This window comes from Pseudomonas sp. CCI1.1, from assembly GCF_034348165.1.
Lineage (GTDB): Bacteria > Pseudomonadota > Gammaproteobacteria > Pseudomonadales > Pseudomonadaceae > Aquipseudomonas > Aquipseudomonas paracarnis.
Genome location: NZ_CP133780.1, coordinates 3,262,360 through 3,281,256, shown reverse-complemented (window position 1 = coordinate 3,281,256; position 18,897 = coordinate 3,262,360). Strand labels below are relative to the sequence as shown.

Here is an 18,897-nt window from a genome sequence, read left to right as displayed (position 1 = left end):
CACCGCCGGAATTTAACCCGCCGGAATTGATACCGGCCGATGAAAAACACAATTAGGAGAGATCGACAATGAAGCTTCGTCCTCTGCACGACCGCGTCGTAATCCGTCGCAGCGAAGAAGAAAAGAAAACCGCTGGCGGGATCGTTCTGCCAGGTTCGGCTGCTGAAAAAGCCAACCACGGTGTGATCGTCGCTGCTGGCCCAGGCAAAACCCTGGAGAACGGTGATGTACGCGCACTGGCCGTGAAAGTGGGTGACAAGGTTGTTTTCGGCCCTTACTCCGGCAGCAACACTGTGAAAGTAGACGGCGAAGACCTGCTGGTAATGGCTGAGAACGAAATTCTCGCCGTTCTGGAAGACTGATTTCCTCGCTCATTTTCCCGTTACTACAAAGTATTTAAGGAATATCGATCATGGCTGCTAAAGAAGTTAAATTCGGCGACTCCGCCCGCAAGAAAATGCTCACTGGCGTCAACGTACTGGCTGACGCAGTAAAAGCGACCTTGGGCCCGAAAGGCCGTAACGTGATCATCGAGAAGAGCTTCGGCGCTCCGACCATCACCAAGGACGGCGTTTCCGTCGCCAAAGAAATCGAACTGGAAGACCGTTTCGAAAACATGGGCGCGCAGCTGGTCAAAGACGTTGCCTCCCGTGCCAACGATGACGCAGGTGACGGTACTACCACCGCAACCGTACTGGCTCAGTCGATCGTCAACGAAGGCCTGAAGGCCGTTGCTGCCGGCATGAACCCGATGGACCTCAAGCGCGGTATCGACAAGGCGACCATCGCCATCGTCAAAGAGCTGAAGAACCTGTCCAAGCCATGCGCCGACACCAAGGCCATCGCTCAGGTAGGCACCATCTCTGCCAACTCCGACAGCTCCATCGGCGACATCATTGCCGAAGCCATGGAAAAAGTCGGTAAAGAAGGCGTGATCACCGTTGAAGAAGGCTCGGGCCTGGAAAACGAACTGTCGGTTGTAGAAGGCATGCAGTTCGACCGTGGCTACCTGTCCCCGTACTTCGTCAACAAGCCGGACACCATGGTTGCCGAGCTGGACAGCCCGCTGATCCTGCTGGTCGACAAAAAGATCTCCAACATCCGCGAAATGCTGCCAGTGCTGGAAGCCGTTGCCAAAGCCGGCCGCCCACTGCTGATCGTGGCTGAAGACGTTGAAGGCGAAGCCCTGGCGACTCTGGTTGTGAACAACATGCGTGGCATCGTCAAGGTTGCAGCCGTCAAGGCTCCAGGCTTCGGCGACCGTCGCAAGGCCATGCTGCAGGACATCGCCGTTCTGACCGGCGGTACCGTTATCTCCGAAGAGATCGGCCTGAGCCTGGAAAGCGCCACCCTGGAAAACCTGGGTAGCGCCAAGCGCGTGACCCTGTCCAAGGAAAACACCATCATCGTTGACGGTGCTGGCGTTGAAGGCGACATCGAGTCCCGTATCGCTCAGATCCGTGCACAGGTTGCCGAGACTTCCTCGGACTACGACCGTGAAAAACTGCAAGAGCGCCTGGCCAAGCTGTCTGGCGGCGTTGCAGTGATCAAGGTTGGCGCTGGCTCCGAAGTTGAAATGAAAGAGAAGAAGGCCCGCGTTGAAGACGCCCTGCACGCAACCCGTGCAGCCGTTGAAGAAGGCGTGGTACCTGGCGGTGGCGTTGCGCTGATCCGTGCTCTGGAAGCCCTGACTGAGCTGACCGGCGACAACGCTGACCAGAACGTCGGTATCGCTGTACTGCGTCGTGCCGTTGAAGCACCGCTGCGCCAGATCGCTGCCAACTCCGGCGACGAGCCAAGCGTTGTGGTCAACGAAGTCAAGAACGGCAAAGGTAACTACGGTTACAACGCTGCGACTGGCGTGTACGGCGACATGATCGAAATGGGCATCCTGGATCCAACCAAGGTGACTCGTTCCGCGCTGCAAGCAGCATCCTCCATCGGCGGTCTGATCCTGACCACCGAAGCTGCGATCGCTGAAGCACCGAAGAAAGAAGGCTCGGCTGGCGGCGGTATGCCAGACATGGGCGGCATGGGTGGCATGGGCGGCATGATGTAGTGCGACGAGAGTCGCTATAGGTAGAAGCACCTAGCGGGCTACATCTTAGGTGATCACCGGTTGAACCGGTGATCACTTTCCCGCAGAAACAGCTTAAAAAACCCGAAGTCCGGGCGTCAAAACCCGGATTTCCGGCACTCACAAGGTGCTTAGAATTCGGCGTAATGTCGCCTATATATCGTGATTTTCTCTCTGGAAATCATCAGAACGATATGCGTACTGAGCTTGCAGATTTTGAATCACTGCGAGGGAGGTATGGGAAATCGTGTCCAAAGAGCTGGCCTGCTCCTATCTATAGGGCGCAAGCCATAGCTGTCATTGTCTCACCCGGAAACCGCAAGGTAGAGGGGCGCGAGACCTTTTGTTCAGCCAAAAGTAGCCTAGGGATAGTGCGTCGCTGGTAACGGCGGGGTGCGAAGCTTCCTGACAATGTAGTCCCATGATTCTGTGGTGTGTGGTCGCCGCGAGGCACCATGCAGACCCTGCGAGCAACACGCGGGTGAGACGCTAGGCTGGTTGGTATGGCCAACGTAAGTGAACTGCTGATAAACACCGTCAACCGCATGGAGCCAAAGTTGCTGATAGGCTTTGACCAAAATGGTGCATGACTGGTTGTCCCTTTTACATCTGGGGGCACGCTGACATTGAGTCATCGGTGAATAGGCAGGGCCTAACCCATCCTTGTGACGGTTATGGAACTCGGTAAGCCCGTATTTTCGCCATTGGCCTGTATGGCAAGGCAGGTCGACCGTGAGGAAGACTGTTGAAAATGCGGGTAGAGGATGTCGGAAAAAGCGAATGCCTCCCTGTAATGGGGTTGGATAAGGGCTCTGCCCTGACTGGAAACGGTGCTGACTTCCGACTGGTCTTTGATCGCGAGAAGGCCTGTAAAGCCATCAAGAACAGACGTTTGTCGGTTTGACCGGCTGCGTCTAACTCATAGAAATCCCTTGCGGGGCAGTGTACTCACTCCCCCACAAGGGCGACGTGCGTCTACTGCCCTCTGGGGAAATCTTCTCTGGAGGAAAAGCAAGATGAGTGCGTCTGAAATAGAAGTACCTGCGTCCTCCCATCTGGCCATCAGTTGGCATTCGATAGACTGGGAAACAGGTCATCGACAGGTGCGAGGGCTACAGGTACGGATCGCGAAGGCAGCCAAGAATCAGCAATGGCGGCAGGTGAAAACCTTGCAGCGTATGCTGGTTCGCTCGTTTGCCGCCAAGGTATTGGCGGTTAAACGGGTCACTGAAAACCGGGGTCGCAGGACTCCCGGCGTCGATGGGGAAACCTGGAGCACGCCTGAAAGCAAATGGAAGGCAGTTTTTCGGTTAGAGCGCAGGGGCTACAAGCCCCGGCCACTGCGGCGGATTTACATTCCCAAAGCAAATGGCCAGCGTAGACCGCTGGGGATTCCGACGATGCTGGATCGAGCGATGCAGGCGTTATACCTGCTGGCACTTGAACCGGTGTCTGAGACCACAGCCGACCGAAATTCCTATGGCTTTCGCCCTCACCGTTCCACGGCAGATGCAATCGAGCAATTGTTCGTCAATCTCGGTCGCAAGCATTCTGCGCAGTGGGTCATGGAGGGCGATATAAAGGGATGTTTCGACAACATCAGTCACGACTGGCTGATCACTAACGTCCCGATGGACAAAGTGGTTCTAAGGAAATGGCTGAAAGCGGGATATTTGGAATCCGGTCGATTGAATCCGACAGGGGCGGGAACTCCGCAAGGAGGGATCATCTCGCCCGTATTGGCCAACCTGGCCCTTGATGGACTGGAAAAGGAGCTCGAATCTCGGTTCGGGCAGCGTAATACCAAAGCCAGCTACAAGACCAAGGTCAACTATGTGCGATACGCAGATGATTTCGTCATCACCGGCATCTCGAAAGAGCTGCTGGAAAACGAGGTGAAGCCACTCGTCGAAGCCTTCATGGCCGAGCGGGGGTTGAGCCTTGCGGTGGAGAAAACGTTGTTCACGCATGTATCGGATGGGTTCGATTTCCTCGGTCAGAATATTCGCAAGTACGGTGACAAGCTGCTGATAAAGCCAGCCCACAAGAACGTGAAAGCATTTCTGGCCAAGGTTAAGGCGTTGGTTGAAGCGAACAAAGCGGCACCGGCCAGCCTGTTGATCAAGCAGCTCAATCCAGTTATTCGGGGTTGGGCCAATTATCATCGGCCGATTGTCGCCAAGCAGACCTTCAACTACGTGGATTACAGGATCTGGAAATTGCTATGGCGATGGTGCAGGCGGCGACATCTGAATCGCTGCAAACGTTGGATCAAGGAAAAATACTTCAAGCGCGTGGGAACACGTAGTTGGGTATTCTCCGGGCTACACCCCAGCGGCAAACTGCTCCACTTGTTGTACGCCAGCGATACGCCGATCAAGCGGCACACCAAGATCAAGGCGGAGGCTAACCCATACGCCCCAGAGGACGAGATGTACTTCGAGCAACGGCTGGAATATGCGTGGCGAAGCTCGGACGAGGGGAAGCGGAAGACGCTGACGCTGTGGCTTGGCCAGAGCAAGCGCTGCCCGATGTGCAAGCAGTTGATTACGTTCGAAAGCGGGTGGAACATTCACCATGTTATCGAGCGGCACAAGGGCGGATGCGACGAGCTGGGCAATCTGGTGTTGTTGCATCCCAACTGTCATCGACAGTTACACAGTGCGGCACCGGCTCTTTCAACTGAGAAAGGGCTTACAAAGGCTTGAGCTGTATGCGGGGAAACTCGCACGTACAGTTCTTAGGGGAGGGACGGTCAGTAATGGCCGTTTCTTACCCGACAGCCAGCCTACCCGGCGCTATAAAAAGCCCCGCCTGCAGTGATGCAGGCGGGGCTTTTTTATGCACGGCTGTACCCACCCGACGGCGGCCTGACAGCCACGCTTATCTAACTGATGCACGGCGGTCAAAATGTGGGAGCTGGCTTGCCTGCGAAGACGGCCTGCCAGCCTGCAGGAATGTTGGATCAGAGCGCGTTCATATCCGTTAGTCAGGCAACGGCCATCTAGGGGCCGCCCTGACGGCGGCTAACCCGGCATCCTGCCGGGTTACCAGGAGTTCAAGCCTGCGTTCGACCAGCGTGGTTATCGAGGTTGTAGTTGCCGTCGACCGCTGCAAAGTTGTGTCGATACTTATGGCCAATCGCAGGCAAGCCAGCTCCCACATTTGATCTTCGTTGCATTCGTTTAACTGGCCGGCATTACGGCTTGCCGTGAAGGCCGGTACAGCAACAAGCAATACAGCCCCAGGCAGATCAGCCAGCAAAAGATCGCTGTCCACACATTGTGGGAAAAGAAATGCGCCCCTTGCAGCATACGGCTGACTGAAAACACGCTGCCCAGGCCGACAGCAAAGATGAACGCGTAGCGCGCCAGCCGTGGCCGTCGATCCCGCAGCGCGAAGAACCAGGCGAACAAGGCAAACCCGGTGGCGGCATGCCCGCCGGGCCAGCAGCGGCCGGGTTTATCGGTCGGCGGGCGCGGGCTGAGCAGTTCGCTGTAGGTTTCCTGGCCGCCGAACTCCTTGAGGCTCCAGGGGCATTGCACGGCGGTGATGGTTTTCAATGGCGACACGAACGCCGTCGCCATTCCCAGCGACAGCACCAGGCACACCAGTTCACGGCGGTACGGCTTGAGCCGCTGCAGGATGAAGCTGCCGACCAGACCCAGAATCGCCAGCACCGAAAACAGGATCACCAGTTGCTTGGCACGGTCATGCAGGATGTCTTCAAGGAAGAAGCTATAGCGGCCAATGAAGCCGCCAGCCTCTGCGCTATAGAAATGCCTGGCCAGGTCCATGTCCAGTGACGTCAGTTCAAGCAACAGCAAGGCCACCGCAGCGCTGGCAGGCAGGCCCAGGCACAGCCAAAAATCAAGCGGTTTGGAAACCGGTAAAGAGGAGGCGGATTTCATCACGAACCTTGGTAGAAAAGCCCCGTGCTCACCTGCACGGGGCTTTTTGATTAGCGTTTGCTTAAGACTGGAGCCTCTTCCTTGGGCGCTTTCCAGCTCAGCAGTTGCTGTTTGTAGTCATAACTGGCGGCCTGGTAGTAGGTGATCGCCCGTTGAATCAAGGGGTCATCGCTACCGACGCGCAGCTCCTGGCTCTCGCCCAAGGCCTGGTCGTGGCGACGCAAGCCTTGGCGCGGGCTGAGGATTGCCAGGTCCTTGCCATCGAACAGACCCAGGTGCTGGTAATTGCCCACCACTACCCGTGCAGGCAATGGGTTGTCTTGCAGCAGGTTGCGGCCAAAGAATGTTGATTCGTAGCTCAGGTTGAGCAGGCCCAGCAAGGTCGGCGCCAGGTCGATCTGGCTGGCCAGTTGGGCGGATTCCCGTGCGTCGATCAGCTTGGGCGCGTAGATAAACAGCGGTATCTGGTAGTTGGTGATCGGCAGGTCTTCCTTGCCCGCGCTGCCGGCCGTGTGGTCGGCGACGAACACGAAGATCGTGTTATCGAACCACGGCTTCTGGCGTGCAGCTTCGAGGAACTGGCCGATGGCGTAGTCGGTGTATTTCACCGCGCCGTCGCGGCCCTTGCCGGACTTGATATCGATACGCCCGTCCGGGTAGGTATAAGGGCGATGGTTGGAGGTGGTCATCAGTTGCAGCAAGAACGGCTGCTGCTTGGCGTAATCGGCGTCGGCCAGTTTCAAGGTCTGTTTGAACAGGTCTTCGTCGGCCATGCCCCAGGCGTTTTTGAACGAGATCTCCGACTCTGGCACGCTGCTCTGGTCCACGACCCGATAACCGTTGCCGCTGAAGAACGCGTTCATATTGTCGAAGTAACCGCGCCCGCCGTAGACAAATACGCTGTCATAACCGATGGCCGAGAGCTGTTGCCCCAGGCTGGCGAACCCGCTTTCGCGGCCGATGCGCTTGACGATCGAACGTCCCGGCGTCGGCGGGACTGCCAGGGTAATGGCTTCCAGGCCTCGGTCGGTGCGCGTACCGGTGGCGTAGAAGTTATTGAAGTACAGGCTCTGTTGGCGCAATGCATCCAGATTGGGCGTGAGGTTGCGCGCATCGCCATTGCTGCCCATGTACTTGGCGCTGAAGCTCTCGATGGTCACCAGTACGATGTTGGGCTTGCGCAGTGTGCCGGGGTTGGTGATGGCACGGCGAATATCCAGCGGGTCCGGGTCGATAAAGCGGGCGTTGGGCTCACTCAGTTCGGCGCGCAACTGCTTGGCGACGACGTCGGTCGGCAGGCTTTTGTAGAACTGGGTGTAATCCAGTTCGTTGTTACGGAAGGCGGCGAAGAACTGATAAGGCCCGTTGCTGGCCAATTCGTTGTTGTACGCGTTACCGCCTTGGGTGCGTGGGCTGTCCTGGCTGACCAGTTGCAGGCTGAGGCCGGCGAGCACCAGCAGGCCCAGGGCGTTGACCAAACGGCCACGCAGCGCAGGCACGGGCGCTGCCATCGCGGCATTGAAGGGCTTGCGCAGAGCCACGCTCAGAATCAGTGCAAGCATCGCCAGCAGGCTCAGCAGCTTGCCGATCGGGTAAGACTCCAGCAGGTTGTTCAGTACCTCATCGGAGTACACCAAGTAATCGACAGCGATAAAGTTGAAGCGCACGCCAAACTCATCCCAGAACAACCATTCGGCCACCGAGGTGAACAGCATGGCGAACAGGCTGACAGTCAGCACCGCTTGCAGGAACCAGCGATGGCCACGGCGGCGCCACAGGGCTGGCGGGCAGAGCAGCAAATACAGGCCAAGCGGCAAGGCTGCGTAGGCGAGGAAGGCCAGGTCGTAGAGCACACCTACGCCAAACACCGGCAGCAGGTTGCCGCCGACTTCATCCAGGTGACTGATGAGCAGCACACTGCGGGTGAGCAGGAAAACCACTAACCAGGCCCCGGTGATCAATAGCAAATAACGCATTGGCGCGGTTTTGAAAAAACCCATGTCTATGTTCCTTAGATCAATGGGGGGCGATCTTCTTCCTGAGGCTGTAGTCAGTTTGTGAAGCTATAGTGAAAAACTTGTTCGGCTCTGCAAACAGTTGAAAACCTTTATCAGCGGGGCTCTGCGCTCTATCCCTGAGCCCCGCTTGGCCTTAAGCTGCGCGAGCCAACACGGCCGTTACCGCGTACGGAGACACTGCCCATGCGAATTCTATTGGTTGAAGACAACCGCGATATCCTCGCCAACCTGGCCGATTACCTGGGGCTCAAAGGCTACACAGTGGACTGTGCGCAGGACGGTTTGTCGGGCCTGCACCTGGCGGCCACCGAGCATTACGACCTGATCGTGCTCGACATCATGTTGCCCGGCATCGATGGCTACACCCTGTGCAAGCGCCTGCGCGAAGACGCGCGCCGTGACACTCCGGTAATCATGCTTACCGCTCGCGACCAACTGGACGACCGGCTGCAGGGCTTCAAGTCTGGCGCCGATGACTACCTGCTCAAACCCTTCGCCTTGTCGGAACTGGCTGCGCGTATCGAAGCGGTGTTGCGCCGTGCCCAGGGTGGCGGGCGTCGTGCCCTGCAAGTGGGTGACCTGAACTACGACCTCGATACGCTGGAAGTCACCCGCGAAGGGCGCCTGCTCAAGCTCAACCCCGTGGGTCTGAAACTGCTCGCCGTGCTGATGCAGAAAAGCCCGCACGTTCTGCGTCGGGAAGTTCTCGAAGAAGCCCTGTGGGGAGACGACTGCCCGGACAGCGACAGCCTGCGCAGCCATGTTCACCAATTGCGCCAAGTGATCGACAAACCCTTCGCCAAACCGCTACTGCAAACGGTGCACGGTGTGGGTTATCGCCTGGCCGAGGGTCGTGATGGAGTTTAAGCAAAGCCTTGCCCAGCGCATCATCATCGCCTTCGCCTTGATGAGTGCGTTGGTGGCGGGGGCCTTCGCCATCGGCATCATCGCGACGGTGCACCTGGTGGAAGAGAAGTTGATCTCGGCGGGCTTGGGCGGCGACTTGCAACGCCTGCTGTTGATGGACAGCGTCGAAGACTGGAACCATCGGCCGGAGCCGGACCAGCTGTTCTATTTCAGCGGCGGGCGTGGCGATTTTGAACTGCCCAAGGACCTGCGCCATCTGGACCCGGGGTTTCATGAGGTGTTTCGCGAGGCGCTGTCGTACCACGCCATGGTTGAAGTGGTCGATGGCCGACGTTATGTGTTGCTGCAAGACCAGAGCGATTTCGAAGAGCGTGAGCGCGTGCTGTTTGCGGTGGTGCTGGTGGGGTTCGTACTCAGCCTGGCGCTGGCGGCGTTCCTCGGCTGGGTGCTGGCCCGCAAGGTGATGGCGCCGGTGGTACGCCTGGCCCGCCAGGTCCGTCATCGTGACCAACTGTTGGGCCTGGCACCGCCCCTGGCGCCGGATTACGCCGCCGATGAAGTGGGCGAACTGGCGGTGGCGTTCGACGCCACCTTGGGGCGTTTACGCCAGGCGCTGTCACGTGAGCAATTGTTTACCAGCGATGTGAGCCATGAGTTGCGCACGCCCTTGATGGTCCTGGCCAGCTCCTGCGAACTGTTGCGCGAAAACCCGGCCATCGATCAACGTGGTCGCAACCAGGTAGAGCGCATAGCCCGTGCCTGTGAAGAAATGCGCGAGCTGGTGCAAACCTTCCTGATGCTGGCCCGCGCCAAACACGACGACGCTGCCAGTTCACCCCAAGGCAACCTCACCCAGGTGGCCGAAGACCTGCTCGGTATCTGGCGCGAGCCCATCGAGAAAAAAGGCCTGGCGTTGATCTACCTGCCGGGTAACCCCCTGGACACCCGCTACAACACCACCTTCTTGCATGCGGTGATGGGCAACCTGCTGCGCAACGCACTGCATTACACCGAGCACGGGTTTATCCGCCTGACCCTGGAGCCCAGTGGTTTCACGGTGGAGGACTCCGGTGTCGGCATCCCCGAAGAGAAGCGCGAAGCGATGTTCGAGCCGTTCGTGCGCGGTAGCGAGAAGCGTGGCGAGGGCCTTGGCCTCGGCTTGTCACTGGTGCAGCGGATCTGCGAAAGCCAGGGTTGGAGCGTGAGCCTGAGCACCATGGAGCCTAATGGCTGCCGTTTTCATGTGGAGCTCAGCCCAGTCAAAACCTGACCCTTCAGTCTGTCGTTTTGCTGATGCAGACTGCCCGCTTTTCGGCGAAGATGGCCCGGTGCTACTGAATGTTTCTGTAAAGTCTTGAAATGTATGCAATTGGACAGGACAAGATTTTCACAACGAGTTGACCTGTTGATCACAGTTCGCTGCTTAAGGTCGTAGGCATCAGTTACTGGAGACGTAAGATGCCTTCCCCGATCAAGCTGGAATTTTCTGATAAGTACGACGATCAACACGCCCAGAAATATTTGCTCAAGCATCAGGACAATCTGGCTCGCCGGTTGTCCCACAAGCGCGACGAGCAGTTGGCGCGCGGTGCGCTGGCCATGGCCGGCGAGCCGGGGCTGGTGTTGGACCTGCCTTGTGGCGCTGGACGCTTCTGGCCGTTACTGGCCGAAAAACCCAACCGTGTGATTATCGGAGCTGACAATTCGGCGTCGATGTTGAAGATCGCCACCGCTGCCCAACCGGCAGATGTGGTGAAACGGGTACGCCCTTTGCAGACGTCTGCCTTTGATATCGATTTGCCAGATAACTCCGTCGACAGTATTTTCTGCATGCGCTTGATGCACCACATCGGTGATCCAGAGCACAGATTGACAATATTGCGCGAGTTTCAACGTGTTACCCGCGACAGCGTGATTATTTCGCTGTGGGTAGACGGTAATTTCAAGGCCTGGAAGCGCAAGCGCAGCGAAGTGCGTCGTCGCAAAAAAGGTGAGCAGGAAGGTTACCAAAACCGGTTTGTGTTACCGGCTGCTACTGTCGAGGCAGAATTCGAGCAGGCCGGTTTCCGTGTTCAGGAATCCCTGGACTTCATACCGCTCTACGCCATGTGGCGAGTGTATGTATTGCGCAAGAGGTAACAGGATGGCAGTTGAGTGCGTAGTAGGCAGTCATGTAGCTCCCGAAGAACGATTTGATTTTTTCTGGCGTCAACAGGGTGAATGGGTGGAAGAACCCAACCGCCGACGTGGTGGTGAAAGTGGCGTGCAACGGGTCATAAGCCCTAATGGCCGTTTGCTCTATTGCAAGCGCCAGACCGGCCACATTTACCGCAGCTGGCTGCACCCCTTTGGGCGTCCGACCGTGCTGCGTGAGCGTGATGCCCTCAAAGGCCTGCGTTTGCTGGATGTGCGTGTGCCGGAACTGGTGTTTTGCGAAGCACGTCGCGACCCAGAGCACCAGTGGAAAGCCCTGTTGGTCACCGCGTCTCTGGACGGTTTCGACGAGATTGAAAACTGGTACGCCGCCGGTGGCCGCGAACAGTATGGCGAGGCGGTCCACGAGCGCCTGCTGCAAGAGTTGGCCGGCACCTTGGCCCGTATGCACAAAGGCCGCTGGCAACACGGTTGCCTGTATATCAAGCACATTTTCGTGCGGGTGACCGGTGAGCCTGATGCGGCGACGGTGGAAGTGGCGCTGCTGGACTTTGAGAAATGCCGCCAGCGTCTGACCGCTTATCGGGCCGCGTCCCACGACATGCTGCAATTGCGTCGCCATTCGTCGTGGAATGATACCGACTGGAAAAAACTCAGCTACTTTTACGAGACGGCGTTTGGCAGCGCTATCAAGGGTTTAACCAGATGAAGCTAGAAATCGCACGAGGTTTGTTTCTGGTCGGGGCATTGGGTGTTGCAGCCCTGGCCCTGGCGGTATGGGAACAACCTCGTACACAAGTGTTGAGTGCGGTAGACGGTGGCGGGCAATGCTTGCTGCCACGCATTGCCAAGACGAGTGTGGCGGCCAAGCCCGACCATGAATTGCTGTTATTCATGTTCGGCATGTCTCAAGCGATGAGGCCGCAAAGTTGAAACGATTGACCCCGAAAAGGGCCTTGCCATGCGAGGCCCTTTTTTTATGGTGCGCCAGGCATGATCATTCCCACGCTCTGCGTGGGAATGCCTCTTGAGACGCTCTGCGTCTCGTCCGTTAGCGCCAGTGACGCAGAGCGTCACGGGTTGCATTCCCACGCAGAGCGTGGGAACGATCAAGCCCGCTCCCACATTTTGATGTCGTCGGTCTTTAGACCAAGTGCAGGTGGTTATCCCAGAACCCCGCCGGTAACTCCAGTGGTGTTGCCAGTAACTTTTCCTGGCGGCAGTCATAGAAGCGGCAACGCCCCTGTCCTGATGTCACGACAAACCCATCCGCCACCGCACCCACCCCCGCACAGTCCGGCAAGGGCCCATCCAGGCGCAGTTCGGCGGTGTCCATGTCCCAGATAAAAAAGCGATTGCCACGAGGTGCTGTCAACGCCACCAGGCGCAGTTCGCTATGCACCGCCACGCTGGCGGTGTAATGCCCCATCGCCTGCAACTGTTCATCCGCCACTGGGAACGCCACGAACGGCTGCCCCGGGCGCTTGATCGCCAGCAACTCGGAACGCTCCTGGGACGGGCCCATGAACTGTTGCCCCGTGAGGATGGTGCCATCGCTGGCGATGCCCATGTGCCGCACGCTGTTCATCTGCTGGGCCAGGGTTTCCTTGCTGATCAGGCTGCCGTCGCGCCGCATCAGCACCAGGCTCGGCTCCATGGCATTGAGGTTCATCTCTACCCGGCTTTCGGCTTCGGTGCGAATGCCACCGTTGGCCACGATCAGCGTCTCGCCGTCGGGCATCCACGAGACCTGATGCGGGCCGATGCCGTGAGTGGATATCTCGCCGCTGTGCACCAGCCGCTCACCTTCGAACTTATATACACCCAACAGGCCGCGGCCAGGGTCGGAAGTGTCGTTCTCGGTGGCGTACAGCCAGTCGCCGCTCTTGTGGATCACCGCATGGCCATAGAAATGGCGGTTGGCGTTGGAGGTGAGGGTTTGCAGCAGCCTGCCATCGCGCAGGTCGATCAGGTAACTCTCGGTGCCCGGTCGACGGGCCACGAACAGCGCAATCGGCAACGTTGGGTGGTTGATGATGTCATGGCAGCGCTGGCCGACCTGGGTGGCAAATACCGGCTTGCCGTCCAGGCGATAGCCGACAGCGTAGTGCTTGCCATCGGCATCATCGCGCGCCGACAGCAGCAGCGGGCCTTTGTCTTTGTGCTTGAACAGCGTCCAGCCACCCAAGGTGATAGCGCTGAGCAGCACGCTGCCCACCGCCAAAGCCTGTCGCCTGAGCATCATCAGTCACCGTCGTTGGCGTTAAAGCCCAGTTGTACGCCCAGCGCCTTGGCCAGTTCACCTTCATGCAGGCGATGGACTACGTTGAGGCTGTCGTAGATGTCGTTGAGTTGCTGGCGCCCGGCGTCGTCGTTCAACAGTTCGTTGAGGGTGCGCTGGTTGCTGGCGAACAGTTTCAGCGACGCTGCGTAGGCGGCGTCGATTTTCTCGGCCAGGGGCTTCTGGTCCGCCGGCAGCAGGCCACGCAGGCCTTTGTTATCGACGCCCACCCACACGGTCTGCGCTGCGGCGAGGCTGGCTTCCAGGCTCTGCAGGGACGACTGGCTGCGCCAGGCATCGGCCTGGAACGGTTGCGGGATGCCCTTGGTCTGGCGGCCCATTGGGGTGCCGAGTTTTTTCTTCAGGGTGTCCAGGGCGGTCACTTGCACGCGCAGCAGGTCGGCGATGGCTTCGTGGGAATCAGCGTAGCGCTGGTTCGGAAACTTGGTCATCTGCGCGAGCATGCCGTCGGTGCTGTTCCAGCTGGCCAGGATCTCTTCGGCCAGGACTTTCTGGCGCTCGCCGATGGCCATCAGTAACGGGCAATAGCGGGCTTTCTGGGCTTCGTCGGCGATGTCGGGCTTGGCGTCGTAGAGGATGTATTCGTAGGCCGACAGGCCCTGCACTACCACGCTGGATTTCGCCAGGGCCGCGGCGTCGATCTGCGGCTGGGCACTGACCAGTTGCTCGACCTGGCGGCCGACCAGGTTCTTCTTGTCTGGCCAGAACTGCACCTGCCACGCCCGGTTGCCTTCGGCCAGCGGGCCGATCAGCAGCGGTTGCAGCTCGGCCCAGGCTTTTTGTGCGTGCAGGAAGTCAGCGCGGGCGGTGTCCAGGCTTTCCTTGCCTTGGCAGTAGGCCAGGGCGCTGACGGCCAACTGACGGTCGGCCTCAACCCAACGGCTGTAGGTCGGCAGGATCACTTGCTTGGCGATGGCTGCCGAGGTCACTGCTTGCGGGTCTTGGGGCGAGCAGGCGCCCAAGGCCAGGGCGGCGAGGCTGGTGAACAACAACTTGGGACGAAACATGTCGAGCTCCCTTCTGTAAGTGGGGCAAAGCTTATAAAGAATTCAGGAACGCCAGCAACGCGGCACGCTGCTCGGCATTGAACGACAACACATGTTGCTGCGCCGCTTGGGCTTCACCGCCATGCCACAGCACGGCTTCAAGCAGGTTGCGGGCGCGGCCGTCATGCAGGAACTGGGTGTGACCACTCACGGTTTGCGTCAGGCCGATACCCCACAGCGGCGGGGTGCGCCAGTCGCGGCCGGTGGCTTTGAATTCGCTACGGTTGTCGGCCAGGCCTTCGCCCATATCGTGCAGCAGCAGGTCGCTGTAGGGGCGAATCACCTGGTTGGCCAGTTCAGGTTCGGCTGCATTGGCGGCGGTGGTGAAGCTGGGCTTGTGACAGCCTTGGCAACCGGCCTGGTAGAACAGGTTCTTGCCGGCCAGCACTTGCGGCGTACCAACGTCCCGACGTGCGGGCACCGCGAGGTTGCGGGTGTAGAACAGCACCAGGCGCAGGATGTTATCGCTGACTTCCGGTTCACCCTGCGGGCCATTGCCGTTGGGCGCCTGTTTGCAGGCCACTTGGGCGTCGGTGCAGTCATCGAAGGGTCTCAGAGACGTGGTGAGGCCCATATCACCAGAAAACGCGTGAACGTTTTGTTGATTGAGGTTGGGCTGCCCGGCTTTCCAGCCAAAACGCCCGAGGACAGTTTTGGCCTGAGCGTCATCCCAGACCCAATTGGCGCGGCCGACAATAGCCTCTTTGTCGGCGGTCTTGGGGTCTGTGTTGCGCAGGATATCGGCATCGCTGATCGCTTCGAGCAGACCCAGGCCGATCATCGGCGGGGCGATACGCGCCGAGAAGCGTGTGCTGGGGTGCATCGGGCCGTAGCCGAGTTGGGTGATCTGCAGGTCGGGCTTGCGCAATTCAACCACCGTACCGTCCTTGAATCTGACGTTGACCGGTGTGTAGTCGAACCGCACCTTGCCTTCCGGCGCAACGCCAGGTACGGCCATGTCCTGGAGTTGCCCGCCGTAGACCGGCTCGGGTACCACGCCGATCTGTTCGATGAGCTTGGCGTAGGCTGGCTGCTCTGTAATAGAGGGATGGATGGACAGGCGCACCAGCATCGACACGGCATTGGGCGCGTCGGGCAGCGGCGGGTGGCCACGGCCATCCTTGATATGGCAGTTCTGGCAGGCGTTGGTATTGAACAGTGGGCCCAGGCCATCGCGCGCCGTGGTGGTGGACGGCGCAATCACCCACGGGTTGCGAAAGAAACTGTTGCCGACGCTGAAGTCCAGGCGCCGCGTCAGCGCGAGGTTGGCCGAGGGCAGGGAAAAGGCGTTCTGGTCGCGCTTGTTTACCGTCGCCGCGCCACCGGCCCGCGATTCACCCGGCTCTGCTTTCGTGAAGCGAGGGGCGTCATCGCAAGCAGTCAGGCTTAAAGCCATCAACGCTGCAGGCAGGTACAAAAGCGCACGGAACATCGAGATTCCTGGACGAGGGCAGAAAATTAAGGCGCAAAGTCTAACAGGGCAGGGCAGATTGAATAAGAGCAATTATCGTTTGGTGGCATCCCGATTCTTTCCCGCTAGAATGGCTGCACATTTTTTTATGGAGGTGGCCAATGCAGGCTCTCGACGCTTTGCTCAACCGTGTTTCCGTGCCCCGTTTGCTCGACCCGGCACCGACCCAGGAGCAGCGCGACCTGCTGTTCGCCGCCGCCATGCGCGCGCCCGACCATGGTCAACTGCGCCCGTGGCGTTTCCTCACCGTCGAAGGCGCAGCCCGTGAACAGATGGGCACGCTGTTGGCTGAAGCCGCCCGCCTGCAAGACGCCGACGCACCGCAAGCCGCCATCGATAAAGCCCAGAACGGCCCGCTGCGTGCGCCGCTGGTGGTGGTGGTGATTGCACGCTTGCAAGAGCATTTCAAAGTGCCCAAGTCCGAGCAATTGCTGGCCGCCGCCTGTGCGGCCCACGGCATTCTGCTGGCGGCGTATGCCCAGGGTATTGGCGCGGTGTGGCGTACTGGCGAATTGTCCTACTCGGCCCATGTCGCCAAAGGCCTGGGGTTGGCGGCGAATGAAGAAGTGATTGGCTTTCTCTACCTGGGCACACCGCAGAACCCACCGCGTACGGCGCCGAAGGAAGACCTGACGCCGTTCGTCCAGGCTTGGCCCGGTCGGTAATTCACCGCTGTTCTGCTCTATGTGGGAGCTGGCTTGCCTGCGATGGCATCGACTCGGTTTCACAGATACACCGAGTTGTCTGCATCGCGGGCGAGCCCGGCTCCCACCCAGATGTTTAGTGTTTTCAGAACCGAGTCAGACCCTGAACTGATCCATCAACTTCATCTGCTGGCTGGCCAGCGCATTGAGCTGGCTGCTGATCGCCGCCGACTCGGTGGCCTGGCCCGTGAGGGTTTCGGTCACGGTGCGAATCGCCGAGACGTTGCGGTTGACCTCTTCGGCCACCGCGCTCTGCTGTTCGGCCGCGCTGGCGATTTGCAGGTTCATGTCGCTGATCACGGTGACCGCGTCGCTGATCTTGCCCAGGGCTTGCACGGCTTGATGGATCTGCCCGGCATTGCTCTGCGCCTGATGCTGGCTGGAGTGCATGGTCGCCACTACGCCACGGGTGCCGCTCTGGATACGCTCGATCACCAGGCGGATTTCTTCCACCGAGTCCTGGGTGCGTTTGGCCAGGTTGCGCACTTCGTCGGCCACCACCGCAAAGCCACGTCCGCTTTCCCCAGCGCGCGCAGCTTCAATCGCTGCATTCAACGCCAGCAGGTTGGTCTGTTCGGCAATGCTGCGGATCACCTCCAGCACTGAACCGATTTGCTCGCTGTTGACCGCCAGGGCTTCGACTTCGCCCACGGCTTTGCTGACTTCGTCGGCCAGGGTGGTGATATCGCGGGTGCTCTGCTCGATGATCGACATGCCTTCGCGAGCCGACTGGTCGGCGCCGCGTGCCGCGCTGGCGGCATTGGAGGCGCTGTTGGCCACGTCGTGGGCGGTGGCGCTCATTTCGTTCGACGCGGTGGCGACCTGGTCGATTTCACGGAACTGCACCTGCATGCCTTCGCTGGTCTGGCGCGCAATGGCGGACGACTGATCGGCCGTCCCACGAGCTTCGGTGATGCTTTGCTTGATCTGCGCAATGGTCGGCTGCAGCTTGTCGAGGAAGCGGTTGAACCAGTTCACCAGCTCGCCCAGTTCGTCCTTCTTGGCGTAGGCCAGGCGCTGGGTGAGGTCGCCGTCACCGCTGGCGATGTCCTTGAGCATGGCGGCCACGCTATTGATAGGGCGGGTCACGCCAGTAGCGGTCAGCCAGATCAACAGCAAGCCCAGCAGGCCAGCGGCGGCGGCCACCAGCAGGGCTTTTAGCGTGCCTGTTGCCTGGGCCTCGTCGAGTACGGCTTGCAGTTTTTCGTTGTCGGCCAGCATCACCGCTTTGGGCAGCTTGATCACCACGCCCCAGGATTTGGCACCGGCAATCGGCTTGAGCGGGTACACGGCACGAATGGTGTCGTCCTGCTCACGGATCACCGGACGGTCATTGGCCAACAGTTGCACGATCTCCTTGCCTTCGGCGCCGATGCTGTCGATCAGGTTCTTGCCGACTTTGGCCGGTTCACCACTGTAGGCGGCGATTAGGCCGGTGCTGGACAGAATCTCCAGGTGGGCGGCACCGTTGAACAGGTCTTTCTGCGCAGCATCGGTGGTCGCTTGCAGGGAGGTGAGGGCGATGTCCACGCCGACGACGCCGATGACTTTGCCGTCGACGATCAGCGGCAGGGAAATGGTGGTCATCAGTACCGGTTTACCGGCCACCGTGTCTTCGTACGGGTCCAGCAGGCAAGTGCTGCGCGTGTCCCGTGGGCAGGTGTACCAGATGTTGTAAGGCGTGCCGCTGAGGTTGAGGGTGGTCTTGGTCAGGTCATCTTCGACCATGATGGTGTTCTGGCCTTCGCCGCCAGCACGACTCCAGTAGCTGGAAAACCGGCCTTTTTCATTGGAGACGCGTGCCTTGTCGTCGATGAATTCGCTGTCCTTGCCATCCAGCCCGTTGGGTTCGAACGACAACCAGATGCCCAGCACTTTGGTGTTGCGCTCGAACGCGGTTTTGACGCTGCGGTTGAGCTCTTCACGCAGGGCCCCGGCTTCAAGGGCGCGTTGGGTGCCCAACTGACGCAGGTCTTTGATCTGGTCGGCCAGGGCGGTGACCACCAGCAGGTTTTCGCCGAAGGTCTGCTGCAAGTGGCCGGCCTGTTCGGCCGCTTTGGATTGCAGCAACTGCTCAACGCTGGCGGTGAGCATTCGTGAGCTTGAATCACTGACCAACCGATCGTTCTGGTTGGTGTTGTAGATATTGATGCCGACCACCAGTGCAATCACACCCAGCAGGCACAGGCCGGACAGCAACACGATTTTCAAGCGGATGGAGAGGGTGTCGAACATAGGTTCACTCACGAATGGACTTGTTGGAATGCACGCAGAAGAGCCAAGTCCATTCGGCGCCGTACCTGAAACATCGGCGTCACAAATCAATTCATGAGAAATAGGCGATGAG

Annotated in this window: 15 protein-coding genes and 1 pseudogene; 9 read left to right on the top strand and 7 right to left on the bottom strand. The window is 59.3% G+C overall.

Going from position 1 to position 18,897, the window contains the following annotated elements; genetic code table 11:
• The first annotated feature begins 68 nt into the window (after window positions 1-68).
• The 3 genes from RHM69_RS14725 to ltrA all read left to right on the top strand — a co-directional run bounded on the left by RHM69_RS14725 (window position 69) and on the right by ltrA (window position 4,785).
• A complete protein-coding gene (locus RHM69_RS14725) occupies window positions 69-362 on the top strand; it encodes a co-chaperone GroES (RefSeq protein WP_003193940.1) in 294 nt (97 codons plus the stop codon).
• 50 nt (window positions 363-412) lie between these two features.
• Window positions 413-2,059, top strand: coding sequence for a chaperonin GroEL (gene groL / locus RHM69_RS14720; RefSeq protein WP_014719767.1), 1,647 nt, complete (start codon window positions 413-415; stop codon window positions 2,057-2,059).
• 1,034 nt (window positions 2,060-3,093) lie between these two features.
• Complete coding sequence (gene ltrA, locus RHM69_RS14715) at window positions 3,094-4,785, top strand: group II intron reverse transcriptase/maturase (RefSeq protein WP_071534438.1); 1,692 nt, start codon at window positions 3,094-3,096, stop codon at window positions 4,783-4,785.
• Window positions 4,786-5,262: 477 nt separating this feature from the next.
• Here ltrA and RHM69_RS14710 read toward each other — a convergent pair whose 3' ends face one another.
• Entirely contained in the window at window positions 5,263-5,988 is a 726-nt protein-coding gene (locus tag RHM69_RS14710; RefSeq protein WP_133634354.1) for a phosphatase PAP2 family protein, read from the bottom strand.
• Window positions 5,989-6,038: 50 nt separating this feature from the next.
• A complete protein-coding gene (locus RHM69_RS14705) occupies window positions 6,039-7,988 on the bottom strand; it encodes an LTA synthase family protein (protein WP_200600593.1) in 1,950 nt (649 codons plus the stop codon).
• A gap of 201 nt (window positions 7,989-8,189) precedes the next feature.
• Here RHM69_RS14705 and colR point away from each other — a divergent pair, with 201 nt between their 5' ends.
• From colR to RHM69_RS14680, 5 genes are all read left to right on the top strand, one after another.
• Complete coding sequence (gene colR, locus RHM69_RS14700; RefSeq protein WP_003193936.1) at window positions 8,190-8,873, top strand: two-component system response regulator ColR; 684 nt, start codon at window positions 8,190-8,192, stop codon at window positions 8,871-8,873.
• Window positions 8,863-10,143, top strand: coding sequence for a sensor histidine kinase (locus RHM69_RS14695; protein ID WP_019817331.1), 1,281 nt, complete (start codon window positions 8,863-8,865; stop codon window positions 10,141-10,143). The genes colR and RHM69_RS14695 overlap by 11 nt, the downstream gene beginning before the upstream one ends.
• 188 nt (window positions 10,144-10,331) lie before the next feature.
• On the top strand, window positions 10,332-11,012 hold the full coding sequence (locus tag RHM69_RS14690) for a class I SAM-dependent methyltransferase (protein WP_054897665.1): 681 nt from the start codon (window positions 10,332-10,334) through the stop codon (window positions 11,010-11,012).
• A 4-nt stretch (window positions 11,013-11,016) separates the two neighbouring features.
• On the top strand, window positions 11,017-11,736 hold the full coding sequence (locus tag RHM69_RS14685; RefSeq protein WP_019817333.1) for a lipopolysaccharide kinase InaA family protein: 720 nt from the start codon (window positions 11,017-11,019) through the stop codon (window positions 11,734-11,736).
• Window positions 11,733-11,960 (top strand): hypothetical protein, encoded by a 228-nt coding sequence (locus RHM69_RS14680; protein ID WP_003193932.1) that lies wholly within the window; start codon window positions 11,733-11,735, stop codon window positions 11,958-11,960. The genes RHM69_RS14685 and RHM69_RS14680 overlap by 4 nt, the downstream gene beginning before the upstream one ends.
• A gap of 211 nt (window positions 11,961-12,171) precedes the next feature.
• Here the strand turns inward: RHM69_RS14680 and RHM69_RS14675 are convergent, their stop codons facing one another.
• The 3 genes from RHM69_RS14675 to RHM69_RS14665 are packed head-to-tail and all read right to left on the bottom strand — an operon-like array spanning window position 12,172 to window position 15,807.
• The gene (locus RHM69_RS14675; RefSeq protein ID WP_014719762.1) at window positions 12,172-13,269 is read right to left on the bottom strand and encodes a DUF1513 domain-containing protein; all 1,098 of its coding nucleotides are present in this window, start codon (window positions 13,267-13,269) and stop codon (window positions 12,172-12,174) included.
• A gap of 2 nt (window positions 13,270-13,271) precedes the next feature.
• The gene (locus RHM69_RS14670) at window positions 13,272-14,336 is read right to left on the bottom strand and encodes an imelysin family protein (protein WP_032902722.1); all 1,065 of its coding nucleotides are present in this window, start codon (window positions 14,334-14,336) and stop codon (window positions 13,272-13,274) included.
• 31 nt (window positions 14,337-14,367) lie between these two features.
• The gene (locus RHM69_RS14665) at window positions 14,368-15,807 is read right to left on the bottom strand and encodes a di-heme oxidoredictase family protein (RefSeq protein WP_200600595.1); all 1,440 of its coding nucleotides are present in this window, start codon (window positions 15,805-15,807) and stop codon (window positions 14,368-14,370) included.
• A 140-nt stretch (window positions 15,808-15,947) separates the two neighbouring features.
• Between RHM69_RS14665 and RHM69_RS14660 the strand changes: the two genes are divergently transcribed.
• On the top strand, window positions 15,948-16,511 hold the full coding sequence (locus RHM69_RS14660; RefSeq protein ID WP_003193928.1) for an NAD(P)H nitroreductase: 564 nt from the start codon (window positions 15,948-15,950) through the stop codon (window positions 16,509-16,511).
• Between the two features lie 135 nt (window positions 16,512-16,646).
• Here RHM69_RS14660 and RHM69_RS31105 read toward each other — a convergent pair whose 3' ends face one another.
• Window positions 16,647-17,402, bottom strand: coding sequence for a methyl-accepting chemotaxis protein (locus tag RHM69_RS31105; protein WP_370706227.1), 756 nt, complete (start codon window positions 17,400-17,402; stop codon window positions 16,647-16,649).
• 102 nt (window positions 17,403-17,504) lie between these two features.
• Window positions 17,505-18,644 (bottom strand): annotated as a pseudogene (locus RHM69_RS31100) (HAMP domain-containing protein); the annotation flags it as partial.
• Window positions 18,645-18,897: the final 253 nt, after the last annotated feature.

Bases quoted from the DNA above. Each gene is read 5' to 3' on its own strand.
- RHM69_RS14725 (WP_003193940.1), top strand. From the start codon at position 69: ATGAAGCTTCGTCCTCTGCACGACCGCGTCGTAATCCGTCGCAGCGAA.
- groL (WP_014719767.1), top strand. From the start codon at position 413: ATGGCTGCTAAAGAAGTTAAATTCGGCGACTCCGCCCGCAAGAAAATG.
- ltrA (WP_071534438.1), top strand. From the start codon at position 3,094: ATGAGTGCGTCTGAAATAGAAGTACCTGCGTCCTCCCATCTGGCCATC.
- RHM69_RS14710 (WP_133634354.1), bottom strand. From the start codon at position 5,988: ATGAAATCCGCCTCCTCTTTACCGGTTTCCAAACCGCTTGATTTTTGG.
- RHM69_RS14705 (WP_200600593.1), bottom strand. From the start codon at position 7,988: ATGGGTTTTTTCAAAACCGCGCCAATGCGTTATTTGCTATTGATCACC.
- colR (WP_003193936.1), top strand. From the start codon at position 8,190: ATGCGAATTCTATTGGTTGAAGACAACCGCGATATCCTCGCCAACCTG.
- RHM69_RS14695 (WP_019817331.1), top strand. From the start codon at position 8,863: ATGGAGTTTAAGCAAAGCCTTGCCCAGCGCATCATCATCGCCTTCGCC.
- RHM69_RS14690 (WP_054897665.1), top strand. From the start codon at position 10,332: ATGCCTTCCCCGATCAAGCTGGAATTTTCTGATAAGTACGACGATCAA.
- RHM69_RS14685 (WP_019817333.1), top strand. From the start codon at position 11,017: ATGGCAGTTGAGTGCGTAGTAGGCAGTCATGTAGCTCCCGAAGAACGA.
- RHM69_RS14680 (WP_003193932.1), top strand. From the start codon at position 11,733: ATGAAGCTAGAAATCGCACGAGGTTTGTTTCTGGTCGGGGCATTGGGT.
- RHM69_RS14675 (WP_014719762.1), bottom strand. From the start codon at position 13,269: ATGCTCAGGCGACAGGCTTTGGCGGTGGGCAGCGTGCTGCTCAGCGCT.
- RHM69_RS14670 (WP_032902722.1), bottom strand. From the start codon at position 14,336: ATGTTTCGTCCCAAGTTGTTGTTCACCAGCCTCGCCGCCCTGGCCTTG.
- RHM69_RS14665 (WP_200600595.1), bottom strand. From the start codon at position 15,807: ATGTTCCGTGCGCTTTTGTACCTGCCTGCAGCGTTGATGGCTTTAAGC.
- RHM69_RS14660 (WP_003193928.1), top strand. From the start codon at position 15,948: ATGCAGGCTCTCGACGCTTTGCTCAACCGTGTTTCCGTGCCCCGTTTG.
- RHM69_RS31105 (WP_370706227.1), bottom strand. From the start codon at position 17,402: ATGCAGGTGCAGTTCCGTGAAATCGACCAGGTCGCCACCGCGTCGAAC.